Source organism: Flavobacterium tegetincola DSM 22377, from assembly GCF_000425485.1.
Lineage (GTDB): Bacteria > Bacteroidota > Bacteroidia > Flavobacteriales > Flavobacteriaceae > Flavobacterium > Flavobacterium tegetincola.
The window spans coordinates 170,978-186,383 of the sequence record NZ_KE384384.1 but is presented as its reverse complement, the minus strand read 5'-3'; the positions used below and the strand labels follow the sequence as shown (position 1 = coordinate 186,383).

At 34.4% G+C, this 15,406-nt stretch carries 14 protein-coding genes; 5 read left to right on the top strand and 9 right to left on the bottom strand.

Features of this window, described 5'->3' with window-relative positions:
- Positions 1-2,466, top strand: coding sequence for a TonB-dependent receptor (locus tag H602_RS0112345; protein WP_051224479.1), 2,466 nt, complete (start codon positions 1-3; stop codon positions 2,464-2,466).
- A gap of 49 nt (positions 2,467-2,515) precedes the next feature.
- Positions 2,516-3,241, top strand: a complete 726-nt coding sequence (locus tag H602_RS0112340) for a hypothetical protein (RefSeq protein ID WP_026978273.1) — start codon at positions 2,516-2,518, stop codon at positions 3,239-3,241.
- A gap of 168 nt (positions 3,242-3,409) precedes the next feature.
- On the opposite strand, the gene H602_RS0112335 is transcribed toward H602_RS0112340, so the two are convergent.
- From H602_RS0112335 to H602_RS0112305, 7 genes are all read right to left on the bottom strand, one after another.
- Positions 3,410-4,111, bottom strand: a complete 702-nt coding sequence (locus H602_RS0112335; protein ID WP_026978272.1) for a hypothetical protein — start codon at positions 4,109-4,111, stop codon at positions 3,410-3,412.
- Entirely contained in the window at positions 4,112-4,291 is a 180-nt protein-coding gene (locus H602_RS0112330) for a hypothetical protein (RefSeq protein ID WP_026978271.1), read from the bottom strand.
- Between the two features lie 20 nt (positions 4,292-4,311).
- Entirely contained in the window at positions 4,312-6,138 is a 1,827-nt protein-coding gene (locus H602_RS0112325; protein ID WP_026978270.1) for an ABC transporter ATP-binding protein, read from the bottom strand.
- Positions 6,138-7,865 carry a phospho-sugar mutase gene (locus H602_RS0112320; protein ID WP_026978269.1) on the bottom strand — a complete coding sequence of 576 codons (1,728 nt, stop codon included), beginning with the start codon at positions 7,863-7,865 and terminating at the stop codon, positions 6,138-6,140. The genes H602_RS0112325 and H602_RS0112320 overlap by 1 nt, the downstream gene beginning before the upstream one ends.
- A 3-nt stretch (positions 7,866-7,868) precedes the next feature.
- Positions 7,869-8,366 (bottom strand): ORF6N domain-containing protein, encoded by a 498-nt coding sequence (locus H602_RS0112315; RefSeq protein WP_026978268.1) that lies wholly within the window; start codon positions 8,364-8,366, stop codon positions 7,869-7,871.
- Positions 8,367-8,491: 125 nt separating this feature from the next.
- On the bottom strand, positions 8,492-9,442 hold the full coding sequence (locus H602_RS0112310) for a glycosyltransferase family 2 protein (protein WP_026978267.1): 951 nt from the start codon (positions 9,440-9,442) through the stop codon (positions 8,492-8,494).
- A gap of 3 nt (positions 9,443-9,445) precedes the next feature.
- On the bottom strand, positions 9,446-9,973 hold the full coding sequence (locus tag H602_RS0112305; RefSeq protein WP_026978266.1) for a DUF4199 family protein: 528 nt from the start codon (positions 9,971-9,973) through the stop codon (positions 9,446-9,448).
- A gap of 243 nt (positions 9,974-10,216) precedes the next feature.
- Between H602_RS0112305 and H602_RS0112300 the strand changes: the two genes are divergently transcribed.
- Positions 10,217-10,468: a type B 50S ribosomal protein L31 gene (locus H602_RS0112300; protein WP_026978265.1), complete on the top strand. Its 252-nt coding sequence runs from the start codon at positions 10,217-10,219 to the stop codon at positions 10,466-10,468.
- Between the two features lie 151 nt (positions 10,469-10,619).
- Positions 10,620-11,798: a GlmU family protein gene (locus H602_RS0112295; RefSeq protein WP_026978264.1), complete on the top strand. Its 1,179-nt coding sequence runs from the start codon at positions 10,620-10,622 to the stop codon at positions 11,796-11,798.
- Between the two features lie 49 nt (positions 11,799-11,847).
- Here the strand turns inward: H602_RS0112295 and H602_RS0112290 are convergent, their stop codons facing one another.
- Together H602_RS0112290 and H602_RS0112285 are read right to left on the bottom strand one after the other, a co-directional pair.
- Complete coding sequence (locus H602_RS0112290; protein ID WP_026978263.1) at positions 11,848-12,279, bottom strand: PepSY-like domain-containing protein; 432 nt, start codon at positions 12,277-12,279, stop codon at positions 11,848-11,850.
- Positions 12,280-12,355: 76 nt separating this feature from the next.
- Positions 12,356-13,966 carry an ABC transporter substrate-binding protein gene (locus tag H602_RS0112285; RefSeq protein ID WP_026978262.1) on the bottom strand — a complete coding sequence of 537 codons (1,611 nt, stop codon included), beginning with the start codon at positions 13,964-13,966 and terminating at the stop codon, positions 12,356-12,358.
- A gap of 87 nt (positions 13,967-14,053) precedes the next feature.
- Between H602_RS0112285 and mtaB the strand changes: the two genes are divergently transcribed.
- A complete protein-coding gene (gene mtaB, locus H602_RS0112280; RefSeq protein ID WP_035759574.1) occupies positions 14,054-15,391 on the top strand; it encodes a tRNA (N(6)-L-threonylcarbamoyladenosine(37)-C(2))-methylthiotransferase MtaB in 1,338 nt (445 codons plus the stop codon).
- Positions 15,392-15,406 lie beyond the last annotated feature (15 nt).

Sequence of the window (15,406 nt, the reverse complement as noted above, 5' to 3'; positions counted from 1 at the left end):
TTGAAAACAAAAAACATTCTTCTCTTCATACTTATTTGTTTTTCCGCAGTGCAAGTTTTCGCACAAAGCGCTCGAATAAAAGGAGTTATTTTAGATGAAAATAATAAGCCCGTTCGGGATGTAACGATTTCCACAGCAAATAGAAATGCAATTTCGGATGAAACTGGATTTTACGCCTTAGACATTCCCGCTAATAAGAGTGTAGTTATCGTTTTTTCTCATATTAGTTTTAAAAATGTGAATTTGATTCGAACGTTTTCTGTCAATGAAGATTATGAATTCAATCCCGTTTTGAACAATCGAGCCGAACAAATGGCGGAAGTAACTGTGGTAAAAAACAAACGCGACCGTATTGAAGGAATAGCCAATATTGATCCCGCAACCATCCGAAAAATTCCGGGCGCGAATGCCGGTGTTGAAAATGTCTTAAAAACTTTTGCTGGTGTAAATGGTAATAATGAATTAAGTACTCAATATTCGGTTCGTGGTGGAAATTACGATGAGAATTTAGTATATGTAAATGAAATTGAAGTCTACAGGCCTTTTTTAATTCGATCGGGACAACAGGAAGGATTAAGTTTTACCAACACGGATTTAGTGGAGAATGTAGACTTTTCTGCAGGAGGATTTCAAGCTAAATTTGGTGATAAACTTTCATCTGTATTGGATATTACGTACCGAATTCCAAAGAAATTTGGGGTTTCGGCAGAAGCGAGTTTCCTTGGCGGAAGCGTTGCTGTTGAAGGTGTTTCTAAAAATCAAAAGTGGACGGGTATTGCAGGACTTCGTTACAGAGACAATAGTCTTTTGGTCAATAGTACTGAAACAGAATCAAATTTCAAACCTACTTTTGCCGATGTCCAAACGTATTTAACGTTTACTCCAAATACAAAATGGCATTTTAGTTTTCTAGGAAATATTTCACAAAACAAATACCATTACGAGCCGTTAACCCGTCAAACAAATTTTGGAACCATTGACAATCCCATTGCGTTAAGTATTTTTTACGAGGGACAAGAAAAGGACGAATATTCTACTTATTTTGGTGCTTTTAAATCTGTTTATGAGGTGAATGAAAATTTCACATTAAAATTTATTGCTTCTGCCTATCATACTATAGAACAAGAATACTTTGATATTTTAGCACAATATTCTTTGGGAGAAGTGGATGGAAATATTGGATCGGAAAATGTAGGTGCCGTAACTTTTTCAGAAGGTGTTGGTTCGCAGTTCAGTCATGCTCGGAACAATCTCGATGCGTTAATTTTCAATGGCGAAGTAAAAGGAATCAATAAAATTCAAAATAACACCATTGAATGGGGATTTAAATACACCCGTGAAGACATTCGGGATCGAATAGTGGAGTGGGAAGTAATTGATTCAGCTGGATTTTCTATCAATCCTCCTAAATTTGATTTACCAAATTATGAACCGGAACAACCTTATACAGGTCCTTTAGTTCCATTTACAAATGTTAGGGCTACAAATTACGTTAACATAAATCGTTTTTCAGGCTATGTGCAATGGAGTAATAAAGGAACAATTGGAACCGCAGATATTTGGTACAATGCTGGTGTTCGTGGTCATCAATGGACCGTTTCAGGTGATAATTTAAGTTCAAATTCACAGTTTGTCTTTAGTCCAAGAGCTTCAATTGCCATCAAGCCAAAATGGCAAAAAGATATGGTTTTTCGGGTTTCGGGAGGATTGTACCACCAACCGCCTTTTTACAGAGAATTGCGCAATCAAGAAGGTGCAGTACTTACAGACGTAAAAGCACAAAAAGCGCTGCATTTAGTACTAAGCAATGATTTTAGTTTTAAAATGTGGAACAGACCCTTCAAGCTGGTTTCGGAATTGTATTACAAATCACTTTCTGACGTAAATCCATACACTTTGGAAAATGTTAGAATACGTTACGCAGCTAATAACAATGCGAAGGCATTTGCACAAGGTCTTGATGTTCGTTTGAATGGTGAATTTGTTCCTGGTACCGAATCCTGGTTGAGTTTTGGCTATATGAAAACTGAAGAAAACATTGATAACAAAGGCTATATTGCCAGACCAACCGACCAACGATTGAAATTTGGCGCATTATTTCAGGATTACATGCCCAATATTCCTAGTGTAAAGGTGTATTTAAATATTGTTTACAATACAGGTCTTCCTGGAGGTTCGCCTTCTTATGCAGATGCATATGAATATCAAAGTCTTTTGCGGGATTACCGTCGTGCAGATGCAGGATTCTCGTATGTATTGACAGAAAATAACAGCAATAGACCACAAGGACATTGGCTCAAAAATTTTGAAGATCTTTCTATAGGTTTTGAAATTTTCAACTTGTTTAACAATCAAAATGCCATTACCAATACGTGGGTACGGGATGTTTATACTAAAAACCAGTATGGAGTTCCCAATTATTTAACTACACGCGTCTTCAATTTAAAATTGACTGCCAAACTTTAATACTATTTTTAGAAATAGAATTGTTATATTTGAATGAATTAATACTACTATGAAAAAGAGTACACCTATATTTATTGCACTTGCGTCAATCCTATTATTGAGCTGTAAAGAAAATAAAGAGACACCCAAAGTCACGTATGAAAATACTACAAAAACCGAAATAAAAACGGTTCCAATAGATTCATCACAAATAGCCATTGCAGATTTACCCATTCAAATGGAAGGGACGTCTTATTTAATTCATCCCATTGGCGATTTTAGAGTGTACGAGGGACGTTCAAAATCTACGTATGGAACTTCCAATACGGACAAGGTTAGTTTTTCGGTTTCCAATTACAACCGGTTTGAATTGACTGGATTTTTACAGAATTTGAAATTTCAACACATCGACTCTACTGAAATTCGATTCTTGACGGATAAAAAAGTAATGATTAGTAATGTAAGTTACTTGAATACGATTTTTGAAAAGTCCAAAAGACAATTGCTCGTATATTCAATTATAGACATGGATACCAACCGCGACAAAAACTTGGATGCGAATGATATAAAATCTTTATACATCAGTGCGATTGATGGTACCAATTTTACAAAATTAAGTGCTACAATGCAAGAATTGATTGACTGGAATTTAGTAGAATCTAAGAACAGATTGTACTTTAGAACGATTGAAGATACCAATCAAAATGGACAGTTCGATAAAAACGATCGAATTAATTATCACTTTGTGGATTTGTTAAGCACTGATTTTAAAACGGAAAGCTACAATCCAATCTAAATGAAGTAGTTGATTAAGGCAGTGATAACGGCAAGTATAATAGAAACAACTTTGATAATTACGGCAACCATGGTAGTTTGTTTTTAAAGTTCCATACAAACTTACAAAAAATTAGTACTAATAGTGTATTAATTTTAAGTTAATTGCTGCAAAATATTGATTTTCAAGCTAAATGAGTATATCACTTTCTAAATCTGATTTTTCTGTTTGAAAATCAAATCCAAGCCTTGAGACCAAATCCATAACTAATTTTTTGTACCAATTTTCAGATTTGGGATGGATGTAAATTTTCTCAATTAATTCTTCAATATCAATGTCGATTTTTAATCCATTGTCGATTTCTAAATCAAATTTAGTGACATCAGAAATTACCCGAACTTCGCGCTCGTACTGAAAACTTTTTCGTTTGAATAGAAAAGGAAAAAAAGTATTGTCAAACGGAATGTATTCTTTCTTGTAGTCGATGTAATTCACTTCTCCAATGTATTGTTCAAATTCAGTATCATTGTTTAATGCTTTCTGTAATTTTCCTAAAGTCGATTGTATCGCTAAACCTTCATTTTTCTGCGTAAAAATCTGCCACATGGCAAACGACTCGTATTCATTGATGTGCCAACTGCTGATGACTACATTATTACGGTGTGTTTTGTAATAATCTAAGAAATTGGGATTGTCTTTGGCTAATTTTTTAATCTCCTCATACGTTGGTTCACTAAAAGTACCTTCGTATTGGTCTTCAAATTTATCCGACCTGGACATAAATAGTTTCTTATAAAGTAATAGATCAACAAATTTAGACAAATCCAAGTACTTCCAAATAATTGTATTTGGATCTGAATTGAGTTTAATATTTTCGTCTGAAATGTACATTTAGAATCTTTTTGGGAATTTCATAGAATATTGACCTGCGTAAAAACCTACAAGAATCCACACTACAATGTAAGTGCCTAAATAGTTGTGTACAACTTCATGTCCAAAAATATAGCCACTGGCAATAGTTATAGCTACAAAACTGAAGATAAAAAGCATTCCAAAATATTCTCTTTTCATAAGTGTAGCGTTATAAGTCTTTATTCAAAAGATTGCATGTTTACCAATCGTGTATACGTTCCATTTAAAGCAATAAGTTCATCGTGAGAACCTTGTTCGGCAATTTGACCGTTCTGCATCACAACGATTTTATCTGCTTTTTGAATGGTTGAAAGTCGATGGGCAATTACAATCGATGTTCGGTTTTGCATCATGTTTTCCAAAGCAATTTGCACAAATTTCTCGCTTTCGGTATCCAATGCAGAAGTCGCCTCATCCAAAATCATGATAGGTGGGTTTTTTAAAACCGCTCTAGCAATAGACAATCGTTGTTTTTGACCTCCTGAAAGTTTATTTCCGCTGTCGCCAATATTGGTGTAAATACCTTTTGGTAGTTTATCTACAAATTCAAAAGCATTCGCAATTTTCAATGCGTCAATAATTTCTTCATCTGTAGCATCCAATTTTCCTAAAGCGATATTCGCCTTAATCGTGTCGTTAAAAAGAATACTGTCTTGCGTTACCAATCCCATCAAGCCACGAAGTGATGTCAGTTCTAAGTCTTTAATATTACTTTCGTCAATTGAAATGCTTCCATCGTGAACGTCGTAAAAACGAGTCAGTAAATTAGCAATCGTACTTTTTCCACTTCCTGATTGTCCAACCAAAGCTACGGTTTGTCCCTTTTTTATGTCCAATGAAAAGTTCTTTAAAACTATTTCATCTTCGTATTTGAAATTGATGTTTTTGATGGAAACTTTATCGTGAAATTCATTTTTACCAACGGCATCCAGCTTATTTTGAATTGGATTTTCTTGATCTAAAATCTCCAAAATTCGTTCAGCTGCAGCATTTCCCTTTTTTACTGCATACGACGCTTTTGAAATGGATTTTGCTGGAGTTAAAATGTTATAGGCTAAACCCATGTAAGTAATGAAAGCAGCGCCATTCAAGGTTTCTTCAACCAAAACCATGTTTCCGCCGTACCATAATAAAATGGCAATGACAAAAATTCCCATAAATTCACTTACAGGAGAAGCTAGATTTTGACGGTGTCCAATCGAATTTGAAAGATGAAAAAATTTAGCTGTAGAATTTTGGAAAACACCATTAAAATAGTTTTCAGAATTATAGCTTTTAACCACTTTCAATCCGCCAAGTGTTTCTTCAATTGTGGAAAGAAAAATACCTTGTTCCTCTTGTGCTTTAGTCGATTTTTTCTTCAATTGCTTTCCAATTAATGAAATTATAAATCCGGAAATCGGAATGAAAATAAAGACAAAAATGGTCAGTTTGATACTGATCATAAACATCGCTGTAATGGTAAAGATAATAGTAAGTGGTTCTTTTACAATGATTTCTAAAACGGATAGCATGGAATTTTGAACTTCATTTACATCGTTAGAAATTCGTGCAATCGTATCTCCTTTTCTTTTTTCAGAGAAAAATGCAATGGGCAATTCAAGCGTTTTTTTATACAAGGCATTCCGCATGTCTTTCACAATTCCGTTGCGCAAAAAAGTGATAAAATACATTGCGAGATAATCGAATAAGTTTTTGAGTAAGAAAATAGAAATAATTCCAGCAACCAAAACACCTAACGTGAAACTGATTCCGTAATCGGTAGTAAAGCGGGTCAAATGAAAACTCAAATAATTTTCAGCAAAACTCTTTATTTCATTAATTCCTGTGTAAACGGGTTCAACAAAATTTTGCTTGTTTTTTCCAAACAAAACATCCAGCATTGGCATTAAAGCAATGAAGGATAATGTGCTGAAAAGTGCGTACAATACATTAAAAAATATGTTTAGATAAGCATACTTCTTGTACGGTTTTACAAAGGGAATAATTTGTTTAATACTGCTCATTAATTGATTTTTAGGTCGTCCAAAATAGACTTTATTTTTTGGTCTAGGAATTCAGATGTACTTTTAAAATCATCTTTTGAATCTAGGTGTGTGTTTACACTAACATAAAATTTTATTTTCGGCTCTGTTCCACTTGGTCGTGCAGCAATTTTTGAACCGTCTTCTGTGTAATAAATTAAAACATCCGATTTAGGCACCGAAAGTGGCTCTATTTCATTGTTTAATAAGTTTAAAGCAGTTGATTTTTTGTAATCTTCTACCATAATTACGCGTTCGCCACCCAATTCTTTCAATGGATTTTCGCGTAAATCCACCATCATTTGATTGATTTCGGCAACGCCTTCAATTCCTTTTTTGGTTAATGAAACTAAAGATTCTTTATAGAACCCAAAGTCAATATAGAGATTAATTAATTCCTCGTAAACGCTACTTCCGTTGGCTTTTGCTTGAGCGGCAATTTCGCAAATCAATAAAGTTGCAGCAACAGCATCTTTATCACGAACAGCATCACCAACCATAAATCCGAAACTTTCTTCACCACCACCGATGAATTCTAGTTCTGGAAAATCCTTAATCATCTTTGCAATCCATTTGAAACCCGTCAAACCTACTTTACATTCTACATCGTAACCGTCTGCCAAAGAAAGCATCATCGGAGTGGAAACAATGGTAGAACCTACAAACTGTTTTCCATTGATTTTACCTTCTTTTTTCCATTGTTCCAATAGAAAGGCTGTCATCATTACCATCGTCTGGTTTCCGTTGAGCAGAATCATTTTTCCATCCGTATTGCGAACCGCAACTCCTAATCGATCACAGTCCGGATCCGTCCCAATTACAATATCGGAATTTAGTTTTTCGGCTAGAGCCAAAGCCATTGTCAATGCTTCTGGTTCTTCAGGATTTGGAGATTTTACGGTTGGAAAGTCACCATTTGGAACCGATTGCTCAGGAACTAAATGGACATTTTTATATCCGGCTTGCGCCAAAGTATCGGGAATAATTTTAATGGAAGTTCCATGAAGTGATGTAAAAACAATGTTTAAATTGTCTTTTGCTTCTGCAGAAGTATTGAAACTAGCGTTTTGAATTGATGATTTTATAAAAGCCTCGTCAATTTTTTTATCAACGTATTCAATCAAATTTTCATTTGCTTTGAACTGAATGGCATCATAACGCAAATTTTCAATTTCAGCAATGATTGCTTTATCTTGAGGAGGAACTATTTGTCCACCATCTTCCCAATATACCTTGTAACCGTTGTATTCAGGAGGATTGTGTGAGGCAGTCAATACAATTCCCGCTTGACAATTTAAATGTTTCAGGGCAAAACTCAACTCGGGAGTAGGTCGCATATCTGAAAATAAGTAGACCTTAATTCCATTTGCCGAAAAAACATCAGCAACTACTTTTGCTAAAGTGTTGCTATTGTGGCGGCAATCGAACGCAATTGCGACTTTTAATTCCTTATTAGGGAACACCTGCTTCATGTAATTGGCAATTCCTTGTGTATTTTTTCCTAATGTGTACTTATTAATACGGTTGGTTCCAACACCCATAATGCCTCGCATGCCGCCAGTTCCGAATTCTAAATTTTTATAGAAACTTTCTTCCAACTCTTTTGGAGATGAAGTCATCATTTCTTTTATTTTTTCTTGTGTTTCTTGGTCAAAAGTGGGTGTCAACCATTCATTTACTTGACTTAATATATTTTCAGGAATGTACATAATTTATATTTTTTTGTATCCTATTTTAATTCGTTCGGTTTGTTCAATGCTTTTTTTATCGGTATCCATCAGATAATTTAACGCATTGTATATTTCTGGGAAACGTTTTTCAACGTCGGTAACTCTTTTTGAAATCTCTTCCAATGATAAAATCGAGTTTCGAAGCGTTACAAATGTGCGTATTATAGCAATATTAACTTCGATGGCTTTCGCTGATTTTAATACAGAAGACAACATCGCAACGCCCTGTTCTGTAAATGCAAATGGCATGTATCGAGTTCCTCCATAACTTGAGGTCGCAAATTGCGTCCTCAAGTTGTCAAATTCTTCTTTAGTCAATTCAAACATAAAATCTTCAGGAAATCGTTCTATATTTCTTCGAACAGCTTCTTTTAGACGTTTAGTTTCAATTTCATAGAGTAAAGCTAAATCAAAATCAAACATCACTTTTTGATTTCGCAGCATAAAAATTTTGTTATCAATCGTTGCTAAATTTGGCATGGCGTATATATTTTCAAATGACTAATAATCTATTTATTCAAACTTGAGGTTACAATATATGACCTCAAGATCTCAAATTATATTTTTAATGATATTAAAAAATCTGATGGCAATTAATGAGTGTTCTAAATCACCTTCGAAATCTTATAACGCTCTTCATTGTTCTTTGTTCGTAAAATAATTTCTCCCAAAAATCCAGCTAAAAATAATTGTGTTCCAATCATCATGGATGTTAATGCAATATAAAACAAAGGATTATCAGTTACCAATATAGTTGGATATCCTGAGTTTAATTTTACTAATTTAATGATTATTATGAAAATAGTGGCTAAAAAACCAATAACAAACATAATGGAACCCAAAAGACCAAACAAGTGCATCGGACGTTTTCCAAAACGCGATAAGAACCAAATGGTGATTAGGTCTAAAAAACCATTTACAAACCGATCCATTCCAAATTTAGTAACGCCGTATTTTCGTGCTTGGTGTAAAACTACTTTCTCGCCAATTTTTCCAAAACCCGCATTTTTTGCCAAAACAGGTATGTAGCGGTGCATTTCACCTGAAACTTCAATGTTTTTGACCACAATATTTTTGTATGCTTTTAATCCGCAATTAAAGTCGTTCAACTCTACACCAGAAGTTCTTCTCGCGGCCCAATTGAATAACTTGGAAGGTAAGTTCTTTGAAACTACTGAATCGTAGCGTTTCTTTTTCCAACCTGAAACCAAATCAAAATTTTGATTCACAATCATGTCGTACAATTCTGGAATTTCTTCGGGACTGTCTTGTAAATCGGCGTCCATTGTAATAATTACATCACCTTGTGCTTTTGCAAAACCGGCATGCAGCGCTTGCGATTTCCCAAAATTCTTCAGAAAACGAATGCCTTTGACATTTAGATTCTCCACAGATAAACGCTCGATAATAGACCAAGAGGTATCGGTACTTCCATCGTCAATAAACAGAATTTCATAACTGTAATTTTGCGCAGTCATGACTTTCACAATCCAATTATGAAGTTCTAGTAAAGATTCTTCTTCGTTGAGAAGCGGTATAACAATAGATAGATTCATAAATTATAAGGTTCGCTTGTTTCTAAATATTAAAGCTACTAAAAATCCAATTAAACAATCACGCAGTAAATATTTAATAAATCCCGTAAAAACAACGCTTGCTGCAAATGGATCGTACGTTTTATAGAACTCTAACGTATCGTCAATATTTTGTTGCGGCATTAAATTTTGTTTCAATAGACTTACGTCAAAATCACGCATGCCTTCCAGAATTAACACTTTGGTTTCTGGCGAAAGAATAAATAAATACAACAGCAATAAGTACAACGCACTCATTAAATTCCCTACCAAAATAGTATAGAAATAAGTGGAGAATGATTCTTTAAAAGTAATATAACCGCCTAACTTTGCTTTTGTTTGCAAAATGGAAATTATTCCAAATGCAATAAGTAGAAAAACGGTGGAAAAACCAAGCCAAACGCTTGTGAGTAATTCTAAATGAAAAAAATTAATGTAAGTAGAAAGGAGAATCAAAAGGCAACCTAATAGGAAGCCATTTCGAAATCCAATTTTTTTAATAGGGTCTGTCATTAGTAGTATCTTCGAAATAAGCCACAAATATAACAAATCCACTTTTACTATCTTTAAAAATCATTTTCTAAATGAATTAAAAAAAGCGCATTAAAGATTTGTATATTGAAAAATAATTGTATTTTTGCACTCTGAAATTAAAAACAGAATAATTAAAAAGTCATAAGGAGTTTATACCTTTTTCAATGAAATGAAAAAGCTTCAGAACAAATTATTTCAACAAACGAATAAAAAACATTTACCATGAAAAAAGGAATTCACCCAGAAAATTACAGATTAGTTGCTTTTAAAGACATGTCTAACGACGATATCTTCATCACTAAATCTACAGCAGACACTAAAGAAACAATCGAGCACGAAGGTGTTGAATATCCAGTTGTGAAAATGGAGATCTCTAGAACTTCTCACCCTTTTTACACAGGTAAATCTAAACTTATTGATACTGCAGGACGTATTGATAAATTTAAAACAAAATACGCAAAACACACTAAATAATCTAGTTGGTGTTTCAAATTATCAAAAGCCTTCCGTTTGGGAGGCTTTTTTTATGCGCAAAAATCATTTTTACTTTGTAACTTTGAGCTGATTTTAAAAGCAGCGAGGAAATCTTTAAACTTTTGAACTATTAAACTTTTAAACACATCAAATGAATTATATACTTTTTGACGGACCTGTTCGTAACGCATTGCTTCCGTTCACATTTACGCGACCAGTTGCTGATATTCGAATCGGGATTTTAACCATTCGTGAAAAATGGGAAAACTATTTAGGTTCGACTACTACGACGGTTACAGAAGAATATTTACAAGATAAATTTCCGATGGTGGAAATGGAAGAAAATGTTATGATTAATGCTTCATTTTTGCCAAACGCTGTTTTGTCGGAAATGGTTTCTAATTTAGAAATCAAGCAAGCAATATTTAAAGACGACGAAGTAATTGCCTTTTTCACGCAAGAATCGCAAGAAGAAGTGGATTTTAATACCTACGAAATAATAGAATTCAACGACGATGTTTTGACCGTAGAAAATACGTGGGATATTTTTCAAAAAAATGATGCAGCAATCCGTGAAGATTTTGAATTATTAACAGAAGATCGAAGATCACAACCCATTCCTAAGAGTGTAAATGTTATTGCACCCGAAAATATTTTTATTGAAGAAGGAGCAAAATTGGAATTTGTGACTTTAAATGCTTCTTCTGGTCCAATTTATATCGGTAAAGATTCTGAAATCATGGAAGGTTCTGTAATTCGTGGACCTTTTGCTTTGTGCGAAGGTGCTCAAGTGAAATTGGCTACTAAAGTGTATGGTGCGACAACCGTTGGACCACATTCTAGAATTGGAGGTGAAGTCAATAATTCGGTGCTTTTTGCATATTCTAATAAAGGACACGACGGCTTTTTAGGAAACTCTGTTTTGGGTGAATGGTGTAATATTGGTGCCGATTCTAATAATTCTAATTTGAAAAACAATTATGAAGAAGTAAAATTGTGGAGCTATGAAACCGAAGGTTTTGCTAAATCGGGATTGCAATTCTGCGGATTAATGATGGGAGACCACAGTAAATGCGGAATTAATACGATGTTTAATACGGGAACTGTGGTTGGTGTAAGTGCCAATATTTTCGGAAGTGGCTTTCCTAGAAATTTCGTTCCAAGCTTTTCATGGGGTGGTGCTTCGGGATTTTCAACCTACATTACCAAAAAAGCTTTTGAAACGGCACGAATTGTAATGTCAAGACGAAACCTTGAATTTGATGAGAAAGAACAACAAATATTAGAACACGTTTTTGAAGAATCAAAGAAGTGGCGAAAAGATTCGTAAACATAAAAAAAGCCTTAGTTCATCACTAAGGCTTTATTTTTGCTTTTAATTACTGCATAATTCGAAGAAAATTTCCTTCAGAATCAAACTGTAATGTGTCTTTATCATTAATTTCTACAAAATTAAAACGAGTTCCTTTTTTAATTTCAGTGATTTTAGCTCCAGGATAATTTTGCTGAATATAGTTTCCTACGTTTGATTGCAACATTGTAGTAGGAAGTGACGCAGTGTTAGATTCCACTTCTCTCCATCGTCCTCTATTGTTGAATTCAATTTCTGCACCATTTGCAAGTGTTACATCATACTTAAAAGTAGTTCCTTCTTTCGCTCTTTTTACTTCCGTAACATCAATCCCTTTAAAATTTGATTCTAAAAAAGTTCTTGCTTCTTTGGGTAAAGAGGACGATTTACTCGTTTGTTGTGCAGTAGCAAAGAATGAACTTGCAACTAAAAATATAGTAAATATGTTTTTTGTATTCATGGTTTGAATGCTGTTTAATTTAGGCAGAGCAATTTACTAAAAAATTACTTCCATTGGGCAGCTTTCGCTAAAAAAATTAATTTTTCGTTTTCTTTACTCGTTTTAAATCTAGCATATTCAATCCGTTGATGCCTAAATTTTGAACTTCCTTCCGGCTAAAACGTGCAACTTTATCATAAAAAAGTGGAATAACAGGAGCTTCTTCTATGATCAATTTATCCATTTCACGGTACAAATCATAGCGTTGTTCTACATTCGTTTCTTTGAAAGCATTTTCATAAAGTCGGTCAAATTTTTCATTTTTGAAATGTGAATAATTTGGTCCATTTGGAGCGAAGTTTTTGCTGTAAAATAAGGATAAATAATTTTCAGCATCCGGATAATCGGCAATCCAGCTGGCTCTAAAAAAAGAAACTTTCCCAGTTGAAATCGCTTGACGTAACGTTGAAGGTGGATTGATGTCTACCGAAACATCCAAACCTATTTTCTGCCATTCGCGTTGTAAAAATTCGGCAATATCAATATACGAAGCATTAGTGCTTAAGAATATTTTTGGGGATGAATCGCCTGTTTCTAGTTTGTATTTTGCAATCAAATCCGTTGCTTTTTCGGGATTGTAATCATAGCCTTCAAAAGGTTGAAAACTGGGCAAGCCGTCCGGAATCATTCCGCTTGTGGCTGGTGTTCCCATTCCATTTCGTAAATATAAAATCAATTTTTTTCGGTCAAATCCATAGTTCATCGCTTGACGTATGCTTTTGTTTTTTACGGCTTCGCTGTTTCCGTCAAGGCGAAATCCTAAATATTCGGTATTTAAATAAGGTCCGGTAATTAGGTTAATTTCGTTTTTATATTTTTCTTGCAAAGTACCGCGTTGTGTCAGAATTTCGTCTTTATACGAAGGATCTAAACCTGAAATAAAATCTAACTTCCCTTGAATAAATTGCAGAAATCCACTTTGTTTGTCAGGTAAAAAAGTAATAGCAACGGCTTCTAAATAAGGTAACTTTTCTCCATTGGTATCTTTTTCAAAATACAATGGATTTTTTCGTAAGACCAATTTCACGTTTTCTTCCCAGAGTTTAAATTGAAAAGGTCCAGTGCCAATTGGATGCGAACGAAAATCAATTTCCGTATTCTCAACTACTTCTTTTGGAACTACCGACGCGTATTTCATCGAAAGTAAACCTAAAAATCCTGGGAAAGATTTGTGCAAGTTGATTTCAAAAATACTGTCGTTGATTGTTTTGAACGAAGCCACATTCTGCATAATCCAACGTCCAGGCGAAGCGACTTTTTCGTCTAAAATCCGATTAAAGGAATATTCAAAATCGTTTGCCTTTACAGTTCGAGTACTGTCTTTTCCAAACGAACTGTTTTTATGGAAATATACATCGTTTCGCAAAGTGAATCGATAAGTCGTTCCTTCGTCAGAAATAACCCAAGATTTGGCAATATCCGGTTGCACATTTAATTTGTCATCCAACTGAACTAAGCCGTTAAATAAGTGATTACAAGCCCAAATATTGGTCTGCACTTTTGAAAATGCGGGGTCCAAAGAGGTAATGTTAGCGTCTTCATTGTATCTGAAAACCAAATGATCTCGATTCGATTCGGCTTCTTTTTTGCAAGAAAACAGCGTTAATGTAAGGCAAAATAGTGATATATAGTAGCTTATTGATTTCATTTTAAAAAATTTTGTTTGTAAATTTGCACCCTATTTGCAAAATGTAAATATAACTAAAATACCTATTTCCCAATTGGGCTCCCGATAATGACATTGACTAAAAAAAAAGTAGCATTTTACACTCTTGGTTGCAAGCTGAATTTTTCTGAAACTTCTACCATTGCTCGAAACTTTCAAGACGAAGGTTTTGAACGGGTTGACTTTGAAGAAGTGGCTGATATTTACGTGATTAATACGTGTTCGGTGACTGAAAATGCCGATAAGCAATTCAAGCAAGTGGTTAAAAAAGCCATGAAATTGAACGATAAAGCTTTTGTTGCTGCAGTGGGTTGTTATGCTCAACTGAAACCCGAAGAGTTGGCGGATGTCAATGGGGTGGATTTGGTTTTAGGTGCGACTGAAAAGTTCAAAATCACAGATTACATCAATGATTTGTCCAAAAATGACATGGGCGAAATTCATTCTTGTGAAATTTCTGAAGCCGATTTTTATGTAGGAAGTTACTCCATTGGCGACAGAACGCGTGCTTTTTTGAAAGTTCAAGACGGATGTGATTATAAATGTACCTATTGTACAATTCCTCTAGCTCGCGGAATTTCTCGAAGCGATACGTTAGAAAATGTGTTGCAAAATGCGGCGGCTATTTCTGCTCAAGATATTAAAGAAATCGTTTTAACCGGTGTGAATATCGGTGATTACGGAAAAGGTGAATTTGGAAATAAAAAACACGAACATACATTTTATGAATTGGTTCAAAAATTAGACGAAGTAGAAGGTATTGAACGTTTACGAATTTCTTCAATTGAACCTAATTTATTGAAAAATGAAACCATTGAATTCGTTTCAAAAAGTCGAACTTTTGTTCCTCATTTTCATATTCCATTGCAATCGGGAAGTAACGAGATTTTGAAATTGATGAAACGCCGTTATTTGCGAGAAGTGTATACAGAACGGGTGAATAAAATTCGTGAAGTAATGCCGCACGCTTGTATTGGCGTTGATGTAATTGTTGGTTTCCCTGGTGAAACGGACGAACATTTCTTGGAAACCTACCATTTCTTGAATGACATGGATATTTCATACTTACACGTTTTTACTTATTCAGAAAGAGAAAATACAGAAGCTGCAGCAATGGAAGGCGTTGTTCCAGCGAATGTACGTTCAAAAAGAAGTAAAATGCTTCGTGGACTTTCAGTAAAAAAACGTCGTGCATTTTATGAGAGTCAAGTTGGCACCAGCCGAACTGTTTTATTTGAAAGTGAAAATAAAGAAGGTTACATTCATGGTTTTACCGAAAATTACGTAAAAGTAAAAACACCGTGGAATCCTGAATTAGTGAATACATTACACGAAATTACTTTGACAAAAATCGATGAAGACGGAAGTGTAAGATTGGAATTTGTACACGATTTAGTGAAAGCATAAGACGGGAAAATTTTA

Excerpts from the sequence above, each read along its gene's own strand:
- H602_RS0112340 (WP_026978273.1), top strand. The coding sequence starts at position 2,516 with ATGAAAAAGAGTACACCTATATTTATTGCACTTGCGTCAATCCTATTA.
- H602_RS0112335 (WP_026978272.1), bottom strand. The coding sequence starts at position 4,111 with ATGTACATTTCAGACGAAAATATTAAACTCAATTCAGATCCAAATACA.
- H602_RS0112330 (WP_026978271.1), bottom strand. The coding sequence starts at position 4,291 with ATGAAAAGAGAATATTTTGGAATGCTTTTTATCTTCAGTTTTGTAGCT.
- H602_RS0112325 (WP_026978270.1), bottom strand. The coding sequence starts at position 6,138 with ATGAGCAGTATTAAACAAATTATTCCCTTTGTAAAACCGTACAAGAAG.
- H602_RS0112320 (WP_026978269.1), bottom strand. The coding sequence starts at position 7,865 with ATGTACATTCCTGAAAATATATTAAGTCAAGTAAATGAATGGTTGACA.
- H602_RS0112315 (WP_026978268.1), bottom strand. The coding sequence starts at position 8,366 with ATGCCAAATTTAGCAACGATTGATAACAAAATTTTTATGCTGCGAAAT.
- H602_RS0112310 (WP_026978267.1), bottom strand. The coding sequence starts at position 9,442 with ATGAATCTATCTATTGTTATACCGCTTCTCAACGAAGAAGAATCTTTA.
- H602_RS0112305 (WP_026978266.1), bottom strand. The coding sequence starts at position 9,973 with ATGACAGACCCTATTAAAAAAATTGGATTTCGAAATGGCTTCCTATTA.
- H602_RS0112300 (WP_026978265.1), top strand. The coding sequence starts at position 10,217 with ATGAAAAAAGGAATTCACCCAGAAAATTACAGATTAGTTGCTTTTAAA.
- H602_RS0112295 (WP_026978264.1), top strand. The coding sequence starts at position 10,620 with ATGAATTATATACTTTTTGACGGACCTGTTCGTAACGCATTGCTTCCG.
- H602_RS0112290 (WP_026978263.1), bottom strand. The coding sequence starts at position 12,279 with ATGAATACAAAAAACATATTTACTATATTTTTAGTTGCAAGTTCATTC.
- H602_RS0112285 (WP_026978262.1), bottom strand. The coding sequence starts at position 13,966 with ATGAAATCAATAAGCTACTATATATCACTATTTTGCCTTACATTAACG.
- mtaB (WP_035759574.1), top strand. The coding sequence starts at position 14,054 with ATGACATTGACTAAAAAAAAAGTAGCATTTTACACTCTTGGTTGCAAG.